Genomic DNA, 18,126 nt, shown 5'->3' with positions numbered 1-18,126 from the left:
CGAGAAGCCAACCACCGACCCCACGACCTCATCAGCGCCGTGACCACCGGAAAACCGACCGTGACCAGCAGTAACTCTACTTTGCAATAGCCCTGACCCCGGGGCAGCGTGTCGAGCGGCTTCGTCGGGCCGCCGGGCTTTCCCGTGAGCGCCTCGCGGGCTTGAGCGGGTTGTCGCCGACGACGGTGAAGTTCATCGAGAATGGTCGTCGGTCTCTGACCTTGCGGACCGCGCAGCAGATGGCACCTCACCTCGGGGTCCGCGATCTCGGTGATCTGTTCGGCCCGTCCGTCGCGTTGTCCCTCGATGCTCGGGTCAGCCACCCGGCCGTTCACGAAGTCCGCCGGGCATTGACCGCATGGCACATCTCTGTCGACGGTGAGCCAGAGAGCATCGATTACCTGCGTGGTGCAGTTGATTCGGCCTGGCAGACCTGGCATACGTCTCGGCATCAGCGGACGGCCGCCGGCGAGTTGCTGCCCGGCCTGTTGAGTGCCACCCAGCGCGCGGCCCGACTGCACTCTGGCGAAGAACGGCGGGCTAGTCTCGCCCTGCTCGCGCAGGCGCACCACCTCGCGCAGGCTTACCTGGCGTGGCACGGCGACCGGGAGTTGGTCTGGCTCACTGTCGATCGAGGAATGACCGCCGCGCTGGATGCGGATGATCCCCTCGCCATTGCCCAAGCAAGCTGGTACGCCGTGCATTTGCTGCGCTCCGTCGGTCGTGGTGACGAGGCGTTGGAACGGCTTCGGGATGCGTGCGGGCTGATCGAACCTCGGGTAGCGGACGGCGGGCCGGAGTGGGCTGAGATGCTGGCCGATCTCCACTTGAATGCGGCGCTGACTCGTGCCCGGATGGGTGACCAAGGTGCGTGGTCGGACTGGGATGCCGCACGGGCAGTCGTCGACAGGGCCTTGCCTGACGGTTACGTAGGTTTGCGGACAAGGGTGTCTCGGCCCCTGGTCGCTGTATATGCCGTCATGTGCGCCGTTGAATTGGGTGACCCTGACGAAGCGCAGCGTCGTGCTCACGCCCTGGACCCGGCGTCGATTCCGTCGACGGAGCGTCGGGGCCGCCATTTCGTGGAGCTTGCACGTTCGGCCGAACTGGAGGGTGCGAGGGAGGCTACCCTGCATCTTTTGGCACGGGCCGAGGCGACATCGCCGGAGACGGTCCGGTACTCGCCGATCGCGCAGGACATGGTCAGCCGATTGTGCCGGGAAGCTCCGGCATCGGTTCGCGCCGAGGCAGTCGATCTCGCACGGCGGATCGGCGTCGCAGACCTGTAGGTACACCCCGTCACCGGGTACACCACGTACCCCTGCCGCAAGAATGCGCTGCTTAGCGTAATTGTGCGGTGGCATTGGGGCGTTTCGGCCTGTCCTGCCTGCCTTCCTACCCACCGCACGCGGCGGGATCGTGCCCTCTCCGGCATTGAACGAGGCGAACATTCCGCTGTTTCCGATGGCGAAGGGAGCAATGGATGACTCGGATCGGCGGTGGCGTTGTGGGTGCGGGGGTGCCGATCGGGCGGCGGGTGGCGTACTGGAGGGCTCGGCGGCGGATGTCGCAGCAGGTGTTCGCCGATCGGCTGGGCAAGTCCAAGAGCTGGGTGGACAAGGTGGAACGGGGTGCCCGGTCGCTGGACAAGGTGTCCACCCTCGCCGACATCGCCGCCGTGCTGCGCATCGATCAGTCGGTACTGCTCGGCCCCGACACCCGCCACCGCGAGGTGCGGGCAAGGGTGGACGGCGTGGAACGGATCCGGGCGGCGTTGTCGACCTACGAGATGGCCGTGGGGCGGCTGCCTGCCCTCAAGGTGCCGCCGACCGGGCAACTGGCCCGTACGGTCGAGCACGCCTGGACCACCTACCAGCACGCCAGGTACCCGCAGTTGATCGAAGTGTTGCCGCGACTGCTGGTGGACGTGCAGCGCGCCTACGCCCGCGATCCGGTGCCGGGGCGGGAGCCGCTGGTGGAGGCGTACCGGGTGACCGCCGCCCTGCTGGTGAAGCTCGGTGAGGGGGAGTTGGCCTGGCTCGCCGCCGATCGGGCGATGGCGGTCGCCACGGGCGAGGCGGTGCTGGTGGCGGCGGCGGGGGTGCAACTGGGGCAGGTATTACGGGCCACCGGCCGGGCCCGGTCGGCGTTGGCGGTGCTGCGGGCCGCCGCGTACCGCATCGCTCCGCCGGATCTCGACGGCGGTCCACCGGCGCACCTGTCGTTGTGTGGCACCCTGCTCGTGCAGGCCGCTCTGGCGGCGGCCCGGCACGGCGACGAAGGAGCCACCGCCGGCCTGCTGGAGGAGGCCGCCGAACTGGCCGCCCGGGTGGGCGAGGGCCACGATCATCACCGTACGGGGTTCGGATCCACCGCGGTCGCGGCGGCCCGGACGCTGGCGGCGACCCAGTTGGGTGACGTGGGTGGGGCCGTGGCCTGGCACGAGCGGACCATCCGGGCCGCCGGTTGGCGGTGGCTGCCCGCCGAGCACCGCGCCGCCCACCTGATCGACGCCGCCCGGGCCCACCTCCAGGCCGCCGAACCGGTCGATGCCGCCCGGCTGCTGCTGGAAGCCGACGGCACCGCCCCGGCCGAGGTACGGCACCGCCCCTGCGCCCGCGAGGTGCTCGCCCAGGTGGCCCGGAGCCCGTACGCCCCGGCGACGGTCATCCGGTTGGCCACCGCTGTCGGAGTGTCGCCGACATGACGGCACCATTGCTGTCCCTGGCCCAGATCCTCAACCGGCTGGCCCTCACCGCCCGCCGGACCCTGCGCGAGCATCACCCGGCACCCGACGGCATCTGCCCGGTCTGCCGTACCGCGGGCTGCGAGGTGGCCGCCGCCGCACGCGAAGTCCTGGCCACGATCACGCAACTGCGCTGGCACCATCGGGGTGCGGGTTCCGTTGCCCGGCCGGATGAGTCGGCTGGTCCGACGTGGGAGCCGTCGTCGCGTTGAGAGGACGTCTATCAGGCTGGGGTCCTCGTCGACGGCATGGTGCAGGTGCCCGAGTCTGCCGGTGCTGCCTGTCGCGTCGGTGGCTCCGATCAACTGCCAGATCCCGTCGTCGGCGTCGTGACTGACCAGCAGAACAGGCTCGTGGCGTACGAAGACTTCGCAGCGATCGGTGACGAGGGCTTACATCCGCGATCTCAGTACGTCGAACTCGCAGCCGGGCACGGACGGGTCGAAGCCGTGTTCGATCAGCCAGCGGGACGCCAGCAGGCTGCGCAGCGACCACCAGGCGCGGATCACGTCCCGGTCGACGTCGGTGCCGTAACCGGCGAGGAGATCGTCGAGACGTTCCTCGTGCCCGAGGGTCAGGACGGCCAGGTCGAACAACGGATCGCCGGGCGCCGCCTCGGACCAGTCGATCACGCCGGTGACCTCGTCGCCGTCGGTGAAGATGTGGGTGATCTGCAGGTCGCCGTGCATGAACACCGGCGTCCAGGGCCGAATCGCGGCCTGGGCTATCTCGCGGTTGCGGTCGACCAGATCGGTCGGCAGGACGCCGTTGTCGACGAGCCAGGCGCATTCGCGTTCGAGTTCCGCGTCCAGGCCGACGAGCTTCTTGCCGGCCCACCGCGGCGGCGGCGCGTCGTGCAGCTTCCGGATCGCAGCGCCCGCCGCGGCCCACGCCGCAGGTGACGCGGGCGACGGCTCACCGAGGCGGCCGAGTGCCTGGCCGGGGACGGCCGCGATCGCGAGGACGGGCGGCTTGCGCCACAGGACCTCGGGGGTCGGAACGGGCGCCAGCCGCATCGCCTCGACCTCGACATCGATACGCGTCTGATCGCTGTCGACCTTCAGGAACACGTCGCCGACGCGCAGGGTCGCCCGCTCGTTATGAGCGACGACGACCGTGACCTCCTCCACACCGGCCATTGTCGCGGGCTGATACCTCCCCGCCAACTGGCCGCCACCGGTAATCCCAACTGGCCACGAACAGGTGGGACCGGGTTTCCTGTACGGGTGGACCACCCTTGGCTGACCGCGCCCGCCGCCGAGATCGCGCAGACCGCGCGGTCGCTGCTCGGCTGGGAGGTGGCGGCCAACGGCGTCCGGGTCAGGCTGACCGAGGTCGAGGCGTACGCGGGCACCGGCGAGGACCCGGCCTCACACGCCCATCGTGGCCCGACCCCCCGGACGGAGGTCATGTTCGGTCCGGCCGGGTACGCCTACACGTACTTCGTCTTCGGCATGCACTGGTGTCTGAATCTGGTCTGCGGCGCCCAGGGGGAGGCGGCGGCGGTGCTGCTGCGCGCGGGCGAGGTGGTCGACGGCCTGGATCTGGCCCGCAAGCGGCGCGGTGAGGTGCCCGACCGGGATCTGGCCCGTGGGCCTGCCCGCCTGGTGATGGCGCTCGGCATCACGGCGGCGGCGAACGGCACGTCGATGCTCGACGGCACCGGGCCGCTGCTGCTGATCCCGCCGACCCGACCGGTCGCCCCGTCGGCTGTCTCTGCCGGCCCGCGCGTCGGGGTGGCCGCCGCCCACGAGGTGCCCTGGCGATTCTGGATCACCGGCGACCCGACCGTCAGCCCCTACCGCCGCCACGTCCCCCGACGCCGACGAAGCTGACGCTGCTCAAGGGTTACGAGCCGAGGTTTGCCATGTGCGTCCAACACGCGGGTGGGAGTGGAGGTGCCGTGACGGGGGACATCAGGGGAACCCGGGTCGCGGAATAGTTGACTAGTCAAATATGTTGTCGGGGGCACCGGGGACACCTGTCCCGGTCGGACGACACGAGGAGCGCATCATGCAGTTCGGAGTCTTCACCGTCGGTGACGTCACCGTCGACCCGACCAACGGGCGGGAGCCGACCGAGCGTGAGCGCATCAAGGCGATGGTCGCCATCGCCCTCAAGGCCGAGGAGGTCGGTCTCGACGTCTTCGCCACCGGCGAGCACCACAACCCGCCGTTCGTGCCCTCCTCGCCCACCACCATGCTGGGCTACATCGCCGCCCGCACCGAACGGCTGCTGCTGTCCACCGCGACCACCCTGATCACCACGAACGACCCGGTGAAGATCGCCGAGGACTACGCGATGTTGCAGCACCTGGCCGACGGCCGGGTGGACCTGATGATGGGTCGCGGCAACACCGGCCCGGTGTACCCCTGGTTCGGGCAGGACATCCGCAACGGCATACCCCTGGCCATCGAGAACTACGACCTGCTGCGCCGGCTCTGGCGGGAGGACGTGGTCGACTGGAAGGGCAGGTTCCGTACCCCCTTGCAGTCCTTCACCTCGACCCCCCGTCCCCTCGACGGGGTGCCGCCGTTCGTCTGGCACGGCTCCATCCGCAGCCCGGAAATCGCCGAGCAGGCCGCGTACTACGGGGACGGCTTCTTCGCCAACCACATCTTCTGGCCGGCCGAGCACACCCGCCGTATGGTGGGGCTGTACCGGCAGCGCTTCGAGCACTACGGCCACGGCAGCGCCGACCAGGCCATCGTCGGCCTCGGCGGCCAGGTGTTCATGCGGCGTAACTCCCAGGACGCGGTACGCGAGTTCCGCCCCTACTTCGACAACGCCCCGGTGTACGGGCACGGTCCGTCGCTGGAGGAGTTCACCGCACAGACCCCGCTGACCGTGGGCAGCCCGCAACAGGTCATCGACCGGACCCTCGGCTTTCGTGACTACGTCGGCGACTACCAGCGGCAACTGTTCCTGATCGACCACGCCGGTCTGCCGCTGAAGACCGTGCTGGAGCAGCTCGACCTGCTCGGGGAGGAGGTCGTACCGGTGCTGCGTAAGGAGTTCGAGTCCTTGCGTCCGGCGCACGTGCCGGTGGCACCCACCCACGCCTCGCTGCGCGCCGCCGCCGACAAGAGCGCTGGGACGGAGGCCGGCCGGTGAGCGTGCGTACCATCGCCGTGGTCTCCGCCGGGCTCAGTCAGCCCTCCTCCACCCGGCTGCTGGCCGACCAGCTCGCCGCCGCCACCCGCGACGCCCTGGCCGGGTACGGCGAACAGGTCACCCTGCACCCGGTCGAGCTGCGGGAATACGCCCACGACATCGTCAACCACCTGCTCACCGGCTTCCCCTCGGAGCCGCTGCGGCAGGTGCTGGAGCAGGTCACCGGCGCGGACGGGCTGATCGCGGTGACCCCGATCTTCAACGCCTCGTACAGCGGGCTGTTCAAGTCCTTCTTCGACCTGGTCGACGCCGAGGCCCTGGGGGGTCGGCCGGTCCTGGTCGCCGCGACCGGCGGCACCGCCCGGCACTCGCTGGCCCTGGAACACGCGATCCGGCCGATGTTCACCTACCTGCGGGCGGTGGTGCTGCCGACCGCCGTCTTCGCGGCCCCGGAGGACTGGTCCGGCGGTACGGCGCAGGGCGCCCTGCGGACCCGGATCGAGCGGGCCGCCGCCGAGTTGGCCGGGCAGGTGCACCGCAGCGCCCCCTCCGCCGGCCCGGCCGACCCCTTCGCCCTGACGACCGACTTCGCGCAACTGCTCCGACCCGACCACCCCTGACCGGCGCCCCCCACCCCCCCCCCCCGCACACCGGCCGGGCAACCCGGGCCCGTTGATCATGAGGTTGACGGCAGTAGTCGATCTCGAGGGTGCCGCCAAACTCATGATCAACGGTCTGGTCCGGGCGGGTCAGACCACGTGGTCGGCGGCGTGCGGGTGGGCGACGAGCACCGGGCAGCGGGCGTGGTGCACCAACGCCTGGCTGACCGAGCCGAGCAGCAGGCCGGCGAAGCCGCCCCGACCTCGGGACCCGACCACCACCAGCGCGGCCTGCTCGGAGGCCTCGATGAGCGCCTCGTCGGGCTTCCGGCCGGTGATCATCCGTTCCTCTACGGTCAGCCCGGGGTGACTGCCTCGGGTGGCCGCCGCGGCGGTGGCCAGCAGGTGTTCCCCGTCGATGTCCCGCTCCCCGCTGATGTGCATCAACACCAGGGTGCCCCCGCGTCGGACCGCCTCCTCGGCGCCGTGCCCGACGGCGAGTTCGGCCGACTCGGAGCCGTCGATCCCGACGACCACCGGCCCGTCGGTCGGCAGCGGCCGGTCCGGTGGCCGGACCACCAGCACCGGGCAGTGCCCGTGCGCGGCCACCTGGGTGCCGACCGAGCCGAGCAGCAGGCCGGCGAAGCCGCCCAGACCCCGACTGCCCACCACTACCAGTTCGGCCCGACGGGACTCCTCGACCAGGGTGGCACCGGGCCCACCGGCGACCTGCCGCACCTCTACGGTCAGCGAGGGCCACCGGTCGACCAGTTCGGTGGCGGTCTGTTCGAGCATCTTCCGCCCGTCCTCCGAGGGCGCCGGCAGACCCACCTCGTAGGGGTTGATCGGCACCCCGTAGCCGAGTGGGTGCAGGTAGCCGTGCACCAGGTGCAGCGGACGGGACCGCCACACCGCCTCCTGGGCCGCGTGCTCGGCGGCGACCAGGCTCGGTGGGGAGCCGTCCACCCCCACTACGACAGGTCGGTTCATGATGCCTCCAGAGGTCGTCGCCTCATCAGGATCCTTCGACGGTACGCGGCTCGCGGATGACCACCACGGGTGCGTCCGCGTGGTGCAGCACCGCGTGACTGACCGAGCCCAGCAGCAACCCGGCCAGGGCCCCGCGTCCCCGCGCCCCGACGACCACCAGTTGGGCCCCACGGGACTGCTCCACCAGCGCCCGGGCGGGGGAGCCACGCACCAGCGACTGCCGCACCGGCACCTTCGGGAACCGCGGCGACCAGCGCGCCACGGCCTCGGCCAGGACCTGCTCCTCCTGCTTCTGGAAGGCGTCCAGGTCGTAGACCAGCGGCAGGATGTCGCCCGGACCGGCCGGCGTCGGGTAGAGCCAGGAGTGCACGGCCACCAGTTCGGTGTCGCGTCGGGCGGCCTCCTCGAACGCGAACCCGACCGCCTCGTCGGAGGCGGGGGAGCCGTCGACCCCGACGACCACCGGCCCGTCGGCGCGCTGCTCACCCCGGACCACCAGCACCGGGCAGGTGGCCCGGGCACTGAGCTGCACGGCCACCGAGCCGAGCAGCAGCCCGGCGAAACCACCCAGGCCCCGGCTGCCGAGCACCAGCAGGGCGGCGTCCTCGGACTCGGCCAGCATGACCGCCGGTGCCGCCCCGTGCACCACCGCGCCGGTGACGGAGACCTCCGGGGCGATCTTCGTAGCCTCGGCCACCGCCTCGGTCACGAACTGCTCGGCCTGGTTACGCAGGCCGGCGTCGGCCGGCGCTCCCGGCGCGGGACCCAACGGCACCCGCATCAACGGCCAGATGAAGGCGTGTACGACCCGCAGCGGCAGCTGCCGGTACGCGGCCTCCCGGGCGGCGGCGCGTACCGCGTGCAGGGCCATCTCGGAACCGTCCACACCCACCACGACGGGGGCGGTCTTGCTGTTCATCGAGTCCTCCTTCGGATCACTATCAGCCTGACCCATCGCGCCAGGTCACCGTCACCGACCCCGACCCCGACCCCGACGAGTCATCATCGTCAGCCGGAGCAGCAGACCGGGCAGCACGCTCACCACCGCGCAGGCGAGCAGGTCCACGGCCCCCAGCGGTCGGGTGCCCAGCAGGTCCCGCAGCGGTGCCACCAGCACCCCGGCGACCTGCAGCAGCGCGGAGACCGCCACGGCCAGCGGCAGGGCCGGGTTGCCCCGCCGTGCGCCGGGTGGCCGTGGCGCGCGGACCGCCAGGGCGACCCCGAGCTGGGCCAGACCCAGTACCACGAAGACGACCGACTGCCAGGGCCGTTCCCAGTGTGCGGCGAGTACGCCCGCCCCGAGGGTCACTGCCGAGATCAACGCTCCAGCGACCAGGATGTGTCGGCCCAGCCCCGCCCCGAGCACCGATTCCTGCGGTGAGCGGGGTGCCCGACCCAGGGTGCCCGGTTCCGCCGGCTCGGCGCCCAGGGCCACCCCCGGCAGCCCGTGGGTGAGCAGGTTGATCCAGAGGATCTGCGCCGGCAGCAGCGGTACGGCCAACCCGAACAGCGGACCCAGCAGCATCACCACGATCTCGGCCACCCCACCGGAGAGGGCGTAGCGCAGGAACCGCCGGATGTTGTCGTAGATCCGCCGTCCCTCGCCGATCGCGGTCGCCACGGTCGACAGGTCGTCGTCGACCAGCACCAGGTCGGCGGCCTGCCGAGCCACCTCGGTGCCGCCGCCCATGGCCACCCCGATGTCGGCGCGGCGCAGGGCGGGTGCGTCGTTGACCCCGTCGCCGGTCATCGCCACCACATGCCCTCGGGCCTGCATCGCGGCGACGATGTCGAGCTTCTGCTCCGGGCGGGTACGGGCGAACACCCGCGCCGCCGGGTCCGCCTCGGCCGGATCACCGTCGTCCCCGCGTACCACCGGGTCCCCGGGGTCCCAGACGCCGAGCTGCCCGGCGATGGCCGCCGCGGTCGCCGGATGGTCCCCGGTGATCAGCACCAGCCGCACCCCGGCCTCGGTGAAGCTGCCCGCGATCTCCGGCGCCCCGGCCCGCAGCGGGTCACCGACCCCGACCAGTCCGACCACCTGAAGCCCGACCGGGTGGGCGGGATCGGTCGGCGGGGTGTCCACCAGCGCCGCCGCCAGGGCGAGCACCCGCAGCCCCGCCCCCGCCAACTCGGCCGCTGCGGCGGCCAGCTCGGCCAGTTCCTCGGCGTCGGCGTCGACCAGCGGCGCGGCCAGCACACTCTCCGGCGCCCCCTTGCACACCACCAGGTACCGGTTGTCGCAGGACCGGTGCACCGTGGTCATCCGGCGCAGCTCCTGGTCGAAGGGGTGCTCGGCGACCCGGGGCCAGGCCCGGCGGGTGGTCTGCGGTTCCAGGCCGCAGCGGGCCGCGAAGGTCACCAGGGCCGCCTCCAACGGGTCACCGACCGCACCCCAGTCCGGTCGCTGCTCATCCGGTGCGGCCAGCGTCGCGTCGTTGCACAGCAGCCCGGCCCGGGCCAGCCGGCGCAACTCGTCGGTGACCGCCACCCGCTCCCCGTCCCGCTGGATCACCCCGTGCGGGGCGTAGCCGGTGCCGGTGACCTCGAAGCGGCCTCCATCGGCGGTACGGGCCTGCTGCACGGCCATCCGCCCCTCGGTGAGGGTGCCGGTCTTGTCCGAGGCGATCACGGTGACCGAACCGAGGCTCTCCACGGCGTGCAGCCGACGGGGGATGGCCCGGGCGGTGGCCATCCGCCGGGCACCGAGCGCCAGGGCCAGGGTGACCACCGCAGGCAGTGACTCCGGGACGGCCGCCACCACCAGGCTCACCGCGGTGACGGCCATCTCCACCACCGGCCGCCCACCGAGTACCCCGAGGGCGAAGACCAGCCCGGACAGCAGGACGGCGACCAGACCCAGGACCCGCCCCAGGGCCGACAGCCGCCGTTGCAGGGGAGTGGGGCCCGGTCGGGTGGTGGCCGCCAGACTGGCGATCCGGCCCAGGGCGCTGGCCGCTCCGGTGCGGACCACCGTGCCGGTGGCCCGTCCCACGGTGACCACCGTGCCGGCGCTGGCCTCCTCGCCGATGTCCCGGGCCACCGGCATCGACTCGCCGGTGAGGGCGGACTCGTCCAGCCGCAGCCGGCTGGTCTCCTCCAGCAGCAGGTCGGCCGGGACCACGTCACCGGCCTCGATCCGGACCAGGTCACCCCGGACCAGGTCGGCGGCGGGCAGCACCAGGTCCCGGCCGTCGCGCAGCACCCGGGCGGTCGGCGCGGCCAGTTGGTCCAGGGCGGCGATGGCCCGGTCGGCGCGTACCTCCTGCACCACCCCGATGATCGTGTTGACCGCGACCACGAGCAGGATCACCGCGGTGTCCGGGTAGTCCCGCAGGACGGTGGTGACCACGGCGGCGGCCAGCAGCAGGGCGACCAGGGGGTCGGTCAACTGCCGCAGGACCCGTACGGTCAGGTGCCGGCGGGGTGGCGCCTCGGTGCTGTTCGGCCCGTCCCGGCGCAACCGCTGCGCGGCCTCGGCGGAACTGAGCCCGCCGGGGGTCACCGGTCGGGTGACGGTGTCAGTGCTCACGGTCGCACCCCTGCCCACGTACCTCTCGTCACCGCGCTGCCCCGACGGCTGCCCTTGTGGTCCAAGCGTCCCGTGTGACTGTTGTTGTCCGGCAGGGGCTAGGGCCCGCCCGGCTCGGGACCAAAGGCCCTGCCGGGCTCAGGGCGTATCGTCAACGGCGATGAGCGACGACTTACGGCTGCGTGCCGTCGCCGAGGACGACCTGCCGGAGTTCTACGCCCACCAACTGGACCCCGAGGCCGCCCGGATGGCCGCCTTCGGCGCCGCCGACCCGGCCGACCCCCGGGCCTTCGCCGCACACTGGGTCCACATCCTGACCGACCATCGGAACCTGGCCTGGACGGTGACGGTCGACGACGCGGTGGTCGGGCATGTGCTGGCCTTCCCCGCCGAGGGACGCACCGAGGTCAGCTACTGGATCGACCCCACCCGGTGGGGCCGGGGGTACGCCACCCGGGCCCTGGCCGCGCTGCTGCGCGAGGTGACCCGCCGCCCTCTGTACGCGCGGACCGCGACGGACAACATCGCCTCGCTGACCGTGCTGCGTCGCTGCGGGTTCGTCGTCCGGGCCACCGAGCGGGCGTACGCCCCCGGCCGGGGCGAGGAGATCGACGAGTACCTGCTGGAGTTGCCGGCCTGACCCCGGTCCCGGGCCACCGCCCGGAGGGTGCGTCGACCTGGGCGGCCACTACCCTCGCGGGGTGAACTGGCTGGAACTCGTCGGCTGGACCGGCTCCGCCCTGCTGGTCTGGTCCCTGGTGCAGACCCGCATCCTGCGGCTACGGGCGGTCAACCTGATCGGCAGCCTGGTGCTCATCGGCTACAACGCCGCCGTGCAGGTGTGGCCCATGGTGGGGCTCAACGTCGTCCTGTCGGTGATCAACATCTGGTATCTGCGGAAGCTGCTGGCCACCCGGCACGACGAGCAGACCTACCAGGTGGTCGAGGTGGGCGCCGACGACGCCTTCCTGGCCCACACCCTGCGGGTGCACGCCGCCGACATCGCCCGGTTCAACCCCGGCTTCCGCCCCGAGCCGATGCCCGGCCGGTCGGCCTTCCTGGTGGTCCGCGCCGACGAGGTCGTCGGGGTGGTGCTGGCCCACGACGCCGGAGACGGGGTGGCCCAGGTGGACCTGGACTACGTCACCCCGGCCTTCCGGGACTTCACCCCGGGGGAGTTCGTCTACCGACGCAGCAGCCTCTTCACCGACCGGGGATTCCGCCGGGTGCTCAGCCCACCGGGCATGCGGGCCCCCTACTACCAGCGCATCGGGTTCCGCCCCCACGGCCGGTCGTACGCCCTGGATCTCCCGCAAGGGTGACCCGGCGCGGAGGATGATTCACCATCGCGGCGAGTGGGCATAGGCACCGCTACGTCGGTGGGACTTCCACCGGCGGCGCCACCGGGCGCGGTCCGACGAGGGAGAACCGGGCGTGCACAGCTACTGGAGTCAGCTGGCCCTGGTCGCGGTCCTGATCATCATCAACGCGATCTTCGCCGGGAGTGAGCTGGCTCTGGTGTCGCTGCGCGACAGCCAGATCCAGCGGCTGGCCCGCACCGGCCGCGCCGGAGAGGTACTGGCCCGGCTGGCCCGCGACCCCAACCGATTCCTGGCCACCATCCAGATCGGCATCACCCTGGCCGGCTTCCTGGCCTCGGCGGCGGCGGCGGTGTCGCTGGCCCGGCCCCTGACGCCGTTGTTGCAGGTGTTCGGCCGAGCCGCCGAACCGATGGCCATCGTGCTGGTCACCCTGGCCCTGACCTTCGTCACCCTGGTCTTCGGGGAACTCGCCCCGAAACGGATCGCGATGCAGATCCCGGAGCGCTGGGCCCTGCTCGTCGCCCGCCCCCTGGACCTGCTCGCCGCCCTCACCCGCCCGGCGGTGTGGCTGCTGGGCGCCACCAGCGACCTGGTGGTCCGGCTGGTCGGGCTGAACCCGAAACCCGAGCGGGACGAGATCAGCCCGGACGAACTACGCGACATCGTCGCCGGCAACCACGGCTTCACCAAGGAGCAGCAGACCATCATCGCCGGGGCGGTGGAGATCGCCGACCGGAAGCTGCGCGCCGTACTGGTGCCCCGGCTGCGGGTCTTCTGCCTGGACAGCGGCACCACCGCCGAGGCGGCCCGGCTGGTGCTGGCCGCCTCCGGGCACTCCCGGGCCCCGGTGGTCCGCCACGGCGGCCTGGACGAGACCGTCGGGGTCATCCACCTGCGGGACCTGGTCGGGGTCCGCGACGACCAGCCGGTCGACGAGTGCGTACGCCCACCGATGCTGCTGCCGGACTCCGTCTCGGTGGTCGACGCCCTGCGTCAGTTCAAGGCGGAACGCCAGCACATGGCGCTGGTGGTGGACGAACGGGGTGCCGTCGAGGGCATCGTCACCCTGGAGGACGTCCTGGAGGAGATCGTCGGGGAGATCTACGACGAGACCGACCGGGACATCCGCGAGGTACGCACCGACGACGACGGCGCCCTGCTGCTGTCCGGCACCTTCCCGATCCACGACCTGCCGGACATCGGGGTGGAACTGCCCGCCCGACCGGAGGGCGACTACACCACGGTCGCCGGCCTGGTCCTCGCCGGCCTGGGCCGGATCCCCACCGTCGGCGAACACCTCACGGTCGACGGGTGGCACCTGGAGGTCACCCAGGTCGACGACCGGGCCATCACCGGGGTACGGCTGTGCCGCCCCGCCGAACCCGCAGCGGACGCCGAGCCGACCGACCAGCAGGAAGCCGACCAGCAGGCGGCTGACCAGGAGGCGCTTGAACAGGAGGAGGCTGACCAGCAGGCGGTCAGCGGGGCGCGGGATCCACAGGAAGACCTGGCACCGGCGGATCGAACCTGAGCCGGTGCACCGGCACCTGCACGGTGCTGCGGTTCAGCAGCCGGGCGGCCGCCCGGATCGCCCAGGGCCCGGAGGGGTGCCGTTGCGGGCCGATCAACCGACCGCTGAGCCGGCCGTACCAGTGGCGGGTCACCACCAGGTCGGTCAACCGCAGCGGCCCGCCCGGGGTACCCCGCACCACCAGGTCCACCACCCGACCCAACCGTCGGCCCTGCTCGTCGTACGCGGTGCGGCCCAGCAGCTCACCCGCCCGCACGGCCGGCTCCGGGGATCTTGCCGATCAGGTGGCGCCGCAGCCACAGCTCCACCGGGGAGGTGGGCAGGTCCTCGGCCCGTACCCGCAGCCGCACCGCACTGTCGATACCCGCCACCAGCCCGTACGGGATGCGCAGCGGCACCATCGGCGGCTCGGCGACGAACCGTTCCGCGGTCAGCACCAGCATCCGGCCGATCCGGCCGCCGACCCGCAACCCGAGTGCCCCCGGCCCGGTCAGCAGGGTCCGCAGGTACGGCGTCCCCTGCGCATCCAGGGCGAACTCCACATCGTCGACCTTGCCGATCAGCCGGCCGTCCAGGTCGACGAGTTGGCGGTCGAGCAGATCATGGCTGATCTGGATCCTCACTGCCCCATTCTGGTCCCGACGGCCACCGGGATGGCGGCGATCGCCGCAGCCACGATGATCAGCAGCAGGACCGCGCCCAGGGCGTTGAGCCACCGCCCGTTGACCCGGTCGCCCAGGTAGGTGCGGTCATTGGCCACCACCAGGATCGGCAGGTAGGTCAGCGGCAGGGCCACCGCACTGATGATCAACATGTACTCGGTCAGGGTCACCGGATCGATCCGGGTGAGCAGCAGCAACACCCCCAGCAGCACACTGACCAGCAGCACGGTGTGGAACCGGGCCGCCTCGCGCGGGTTCACCCGCTTACCCCACTGCCAGCCGAAGTACTGCGCGGCGGCGTACGCGGCCGACAGCCCGGTCTCCAGGGCGGCCCCGAAGGTGACCGCGAAGAAGGCCAGGGCCGCGATCGCCAGCCCCACCCCGCCGAAGGCCAGCACCACCGGGTGGGCCACCTCGCCGAGGTCGGAGACCGTCAGTCCGGCGGGCCGTAGCACCACCGTGGCGGTGGCGATCAACGACAGGGCGAGGAACCCGCCGATCGGGAAACCGACGAGCACACTGAACCGGGCATCGGCCAGGTCCGCCGAACTCCACCGCTCCTCCACCCCGCCGGAGGAGAAGAAGAACACCTCGTACGGGCTGACCGTGGAGGCGAACAACGCCACCGCGACGAACCAGTACGCCCCCCAGCCCTGGCCGCCGTCGTCGATGCTCACCGCCCCCCGCCCGAGGGCCGCCCAGTCGGTCGGCAACCAGAACAGCGCCACCGCGAAGACCACCAGGGTCAGCCCGGCCAGCCCGAACAGCCGCTCCATCACCGGGAACCGCACCCGCCACAGCACCAGCCACACCGCCGCCCCGGCGACCGGCACCCAGAGCAGGTACGGCACCCCGCTGGCCAGTTGCAACGCCAACGCCACCCCGCCCAGCTCGGCGGCCAGGGTGATCACGGTGACCAGGTAGGAGGCCACCAGGTTGACCAGGGCCATCCGGGCCCCGAGCCGCTCCCGGACCAGGTCGAACACCGCCCGGCCGGTCACCGCCGCGATCCGTCCGGCCATCTCGGCGTACGCGCAGATGGCGATCACCCCGAGCAGCAGCACCCAGGCGTGCGACATGCCGAAGCGTGCCCCGGCCTGACCGGCGGCCACCAGGTCACCGATGTCGACGAAGCCACCGACCGCGGAGAGGATGCCGAGGGTGGCCGCGAGCAGCTTCTTCACCTCGGCGGTGGCCCGGACGCGGTCATCGAGGCGACGATATCGCCGAGACTGCCGCTAACTACCGCAAACCGGGCATTGTCGCCCGGTCACGGCATCGGTGTGGAGCTACCTGCTCAGCTGTCGGGGTAGAGGTTCTGCAGGCGGACCTGTCCCCGGGCGACCAGCCGATCCTTGGCGTCGGTGATCTCCACCTGCCACAACTGCTGGGTACGCCCCCGGTGCACCGGAGTGGCGACCGCGGTCAACTCCCCGCCGCCGACGGACCGCAGGAAGTCCGTCTGGTTGGACACCCCGACCACCCGGCCGCGCTCGCCCAACCAGAGACCGGCACCCACACTGGCCGCCGTCTCCACCACCGAGCAGTAGACCCCGCCATGCTGGATGCCGTACGGCTGGAGCAGCTCCGGGCGGACCCGCCAACGGACCGTCACCCGGTCCCCGCTGACCTCGCCGTACTCCAAGCCGAGCAGGGCGAAGAACCCGGTAGAGAGCTGGGACATCTCCATGGCGGCCTCCTCGATCTTGGCAGGGTCACCCTACCGAGGTCGCAGGCCTGACAACCCGGTAGGGCCCGGAGGCGCTGATGGGGGAGAATCGGTGACCGTGACCGACAGCAACCTCCCGCCGGCCGGGCGGGACTCCTTCCTAGACGACCTGCGGTGGCGCGGCCTGATCCAGGACTCCACCGACCCCGACGAGCTGCGCGCACTGCTCGACGGCCCGGCGGCCGTCTTCTATGTGGGGTTCGACCCGACCGCGCCCAGCCTGCATGTCGGCCACCTGATGCAGGTGACCACGGCACGTCGTCTGCAACTGGCCGGACATCGCCCGTTGCTGCTGGTCGGCGGCGCGACCGGGCAGATCGGGGACCCGAAGGAGAGCGCCGAGCGCACCCTGAACCCGCCCGAGGTGGTCGCCGGCTGGGTGCAGCGCATCCGCGACCAGTTGGCACCCTTCGTGTCGTACACCGGCGACAACGCGGCCCAACTGGTCAACAACCTGGAGTGGACCGGCGAGATGTCGGTGGTGGAGTTCCTCCGGGACGTGGGCAAGCACTTCCCGGTCAACAAGATGTTGGCCCGCGAGGTCGTCCGGGCCCGGCTGGAGAGCGGCATCAGCTTCACCGAGTTCAGCTACCAACTGCTCCAGGCCAACGACTTCTTCGAACTGCACCGCCGGTACGGCTGCCAACTCCAGTTCGGCGGCTCCGACCAGTGGGGCAACATCACCGCCGGGGTCGACTACGTCCGGCGGCGCGGCGCTGGTCCGGTGCAGGGCTTCACCACCCCCCTGGTCACCAAGTCCGACGGCTCGAAGTTCGGCAAGACCGAGGGCGGCGCGATCTGGCTAGACCCCGAGATGACCAGCCCGTACGCGTTCTACCAGTTCTGGATCAACGTCGACGATCGCGACGTGGGGCGCTACCTGCGCTACTTCAGCTTCCGCTCCCGAGAGGAACTCGAAGCGCTGGAGAAGGAGACCGCGGAACGTCCAGCCTCCCGTGCCGCCCAGCGTGCTCTCGCCGAGGAACTCACCACCCTGGTGCACGGCGAGCGGGAGATGGCCCAGGTGGTCGCCGCCAGTCAGGCCCTGTTCGGTCGTGGTTCCCTGGCCGAACTGTCACCGGCGACCCTGCGCGCCGCCCTCACCGAGGCCGGCCTGGTACGCCTGGACGAGTTGCCGGAGGTGGCCGTCCTGCTCAAGGAGTCCGGCCTGGTGCCCAGCATGAAGGAGGCCCGCCGGGTGATCACCGAGGGTGGCGCCTACGTCAACAACAACCGGGTGACCGAGGTCGACGCCGTGGTCGGGCCGGAGGACCTGCTGCACGGCCGGTACCTGGTGTTGCGTCGGGGCAAGCGGTCCTTCGCCGGGGTGGAGCTGGAGGTTCCCGGCGAGGTCCGGTGAGGCCCGGCCAGGGGGTGTGACGCGCGACGCGTCCGGCGGATTTGACGTTCAATCCGTCGGACGCGTAACTTTCTCTCTGCCAGCGCGGAACGGACGAAACGGGTCGAAAGACCCGAAGGCCGGAGCGCAGGTCGACCCCCGGGAACGAGCGGCACCACCGCCTCGAGACCGGGCCGGGTGGTGCCCCGAACCCGTCGCGAGGCGGATTTGGCGAGGCGGAACCGACCGGGTAAGGTTGGCCGCCGGCAGGGCCCCAGGCGCGCTAGCGGGAGACCGCAGCGGCTGGCCTGCCGAAAACCCCGATACGAACGGCGCAAGCCGATCAGCTTGGGGTGCCCGGAGAACGGGTGGAAGCGTGACAAAGCGGCGCAAGTCGATTTGACACGGCGAAAACCACCGGGTAACGTAGTAAAAGTGCCCGGCGCGAGAGCGGCGGGTGCGGGAGTGGAACGGTAGCCCCGGATGGTGGCCCTGGTGGGTTGTCTGATGGTGTGTGGTTGTTCTTTGAGAACTCAACAGGGTGTTTGATAAGCCAGTGCCA

At 71.5% G+C, this 18,126-nt stretch carries 18 protein-coding genes; 10 read left to right on the top strand and 8 right to left on the bottom strand.

Annotation, left to right across the window (positions count from 1 at the left end):
* Positions 1-86 precede the first annotated feature (86 nt).
* The 3 genes from ABZ795_RS28360 (at position 87) to ABZ795_RS28350 (ending at position 2,958) form a co-directional block, all read left to right on the top strand.
* The gene (locus ABZ795_RS28360) at positions 87-1,289 is read left to right on the top strand and encodes a helix-turn-helix transcriptional regulator (protein ID WP_357532590.1); all 1,203 of its coding nucleotides are present in this window, start codon (positions 87-89) and stop codon (positions 1,287-1,289) included.
* A 194-nt stretch (positions 1,290-1,483) separates the two neighbouring features.
* Positions 1,484-2,707 carry a helix-turn-helix domain-containing protein gene (locus tag ABZ795_RS28355; protein WP_357532588.1) on the top strand — a complete coding sequence of 408 codons (1,224 nt, stop codon included), beginning with the start codon at positions 1,484-1,486 and terminating at the stop codon, positions 2,705-2,707.
* Positions 2,704-2,958, top strand: coding sequence for a hypothetical protein (locus tag ABZ795_RS28350; RefSeq protein WP_357532587.1), 255 nt, complete (start codon positions 2,704-2,706; stop codon positions 2,956-2,958). The genes ABZ795_RS28355 and ABZ795_RS28350 overlap by 4 nt, the downstream gene beginning before the upstream one ends.
* A gap of 180 nt (positions 2,959-3,138) precedes the next feature.
* Here ABZ795_RS28350 and ABZ795_RS28345 read toward each other — a convergent pair whose 3' ends face one another.
* Complete coding sequence (locus ABZ795_RS28345; protein ID WP_357532586.1) at positions 3,139-3,885, bottom strand: aminoglycoside phosphotransferase family protein; 747 nt, start codon at positions 3,883-3,885, stop codon at positions 3,139-3,141.
* An 87-nt stretch (positions 3,886-3,972) separates the two neighbouring features.
* Here ABZ795_RS28345 and ABZ795_RS28340 point away from each other — a divergent pair, with 87 nt between their 5' ends.
* The 3 genes from ABZ795_RS28340 (at position 3,973) to ABZ795_RS28330 (ending at position 6,480) form a co-directional block, all read left to right on the top strand.
* Positions 3,973-4,581, top strand: coding sequence for a DNA-3-methyladenine glycosylase (locus ABZ795_RS28340; RefSeq protein WP_357532585.1), 609 nt, complete (start codon positions 3,973-3,975; stop codon positions 4,579-4,581).
* 178 nt (positions 4,582-4,759) lie between these two features.
* Positions 4,760-5,860, top strand: a complete 1,101-nt coding sequence (locus ABZ795_RS28335; protein ID WP_357532584.1) for an LLM class flavin-dependent oxidoreductase — start codon at positions 4,760-4,762, stop codon at positions 5,858-5,860.
* Positions 5,857-6,480: an FMN reductase gene (locus tag ABZ795_RS28330; protein ID WP_357532583.1), complete on the top strand. Its 624-nt coding sequence runs from the start codon at positions 5,857-5,859 to the stop codon at positions 6,478-6,480. Before ABZ795_RS28335 ends, ABZ795_RS28330 begins: the two co-directional genes overlap by 4 nt.
* 129 nt (positions 6,481-6,609) lie before the next feature.
* On the opposite strand, the gene ABZ795_RS28325 is transcribed toward ABZ795_RS28330, so the two are convergent.
* Genes ABZ795_RS28325 through ABZ795_RS28315 form a run of 3 tightly spaced genes read right to left on the bottom strand, consistent with a single transcriptional unit; the run spans position 6,610 to position 10,981 of the window.
* Entirely contained in the window at positions 6,610-7,449 is an 840-nt protein-coding gene (locus ABZ795_RS28325; protein ID WP_357532582.1) for a universal stress protein, read from the bottom strand.
* A gap of 25 nt (positions 7,450-7,474) precedes the next feature.
* The gene (locus ABZ795_RS28320; protein ID WP_357532581.1) at positions 7,475-8,368 is read right to left on the bottom strand and encodes a universal stress protein; all 894 of its coding nucleotides are present in this window, start codon (positions 8,366-8,368) and stop codon (positions 7,475-7,477) included.
* A 51-nt stretch (positions 8,369-8,419) separates the two neighbouring features.
* Positions 8,420-10,981 (bottom strand): cation-transporting P-type ATPase, encoded by a 2,562-nt coding sequence (locus ABZ795_RS28315; protein WP_357532580.1) that lies wholly within the window; start codon positions 10,979-10,981, stop codon positions 8,420-8,422.
* A 160-nt stretch (positions 10,982-11,141) separates the two neighbouring features.
* Between ABZ795_RS28315 and ABZ795_RS28310 the strand changes: the two genes are divergently transcribed.
* From ABZ795_RS28310 to ABZ795_RS28300, 3 genes are all read left to right on the top strand, one after another.
* Positions 11,142-11,621: a GNAT family N-acetyltransferase gene (locus ABZ795_RS28310; protein WP_357532579.1), complete on the top strand. Its 480-nt coding sequence runs from the start codon at positions 11,142-11,144 to the stop codon at positions 11,619-11,621.
* Positions 11,622-11,682: 61 nt separating this feature from the next.
* Positions 11,683-12,303: a hypothetical protein gene (locus ABZ795_RS28305; RefSeq protein ID WP_327026687.1), complete on the top strand. Its 621-nt coding sequence runs from the start codon at positions 11,683-11,685 to the stop codon at positions 12,301-12,303.
* A gap of 112 nt (positions 12,304-12,415) precedes the next feature.
* Complete coding sequence (locus tag ABZ795_RS28300) at positions 12,416-13,834, top strand: hemolysin family protein (RefSeq protein ID WP_357532578.1); 1,419 nt, start codon at positions 12,416-12,418, stop codon at positions 13,832-13,834.
* On the opposite strand, the gene ABZ795_RS28295 is transcribed toward ABZ795_RS28300, so the two are convergent.
* From ABZ795_RS28295 to ABZ795_RS28280, 4 genes are all read right to left on the bottom strand, one after another.
* The gene (locus ABZ795_RS28295) at positions 13,782-14,090 is read right to left on the bottom strand and encodes a PRC-barrel domain-containing protein (RefSeq protein ID WP_357532577.1); all 309 of its coding nucleotides are present in this window, start codon (positions 14,088-14,090) and stop codon (positions 13,782-13,784) included. The genes ABZ795_RS28300 and ABZ795_RS28295 overlap by 53 nt on opposite strands.
* Entirely contained in the window at positions 14,077-14,457 is a 381-nt protein-coding gene (locus ABZ795_RS28290) for a hypothetical protein (RefSeq protein ID WP_357532576.1), read from the bottom strand. The genes ABZ795_RS28295 and ABZ795_RS28290 overlap by 14 nt, the downstream gene beginning before the upstream one ends.
* Entirely contained in the window at positions 14,454-15,680 is a 1,227-nt protein-coding gene (locus ABZ795_RS28285) for a divalent metal cation transporter (protein WP_357532575.1), read from the bottom strand. The genes ABZ795_RS28290 and ABZ795_RS28285 overlap by 4 nt, the downstream gene beginning before the upstream one ends.
* A 113-nt stretch (positions 15,681-15,793) precedes the next feature.
* Positions 15,794-16,186 (bottom strand): PaaI family thioesterase, encoded by a 393-nt coding sequence (locus ABZ795_RS28280; protein WP_357532574.1) that lies wholly within the window; start codon positions 16,184-16,186, stop codon positions 15,794-15,796.
* 97 nt (positions 16,187-16,283) lie between these two features.
* On the opposite strand from ABZ795_RS28280, the gene tyrS reads away from it, so the two are divergent.
* Positions 16,284-17,585 carry a tyrosine--tRNA ligase gene (tyrS, locus tag ABZ795_RS28275; protein WP_357532589.1) on the top strand — a complete coding sequence of 434 codons (1,302 nt, stop codon included), beginning with the start codon at positions 16,284-16,286 and terminating at the stop codon, positions 17,583-17,585.
* Positions 17,586-18,126: the final 541 nt, after the last annotated feature.

The organism is Micromonospora sp. NPDC047134 (genome assembly GCF_040643455.1).
GTDB lineage: Bacteria > Actinomycetota > Actinomycetes > Mycobacteriales > Micromonosporaceae > Micromonospora.
This window is presented reverse-complemented; position numbering and strand designations above follow the sequence as displayed.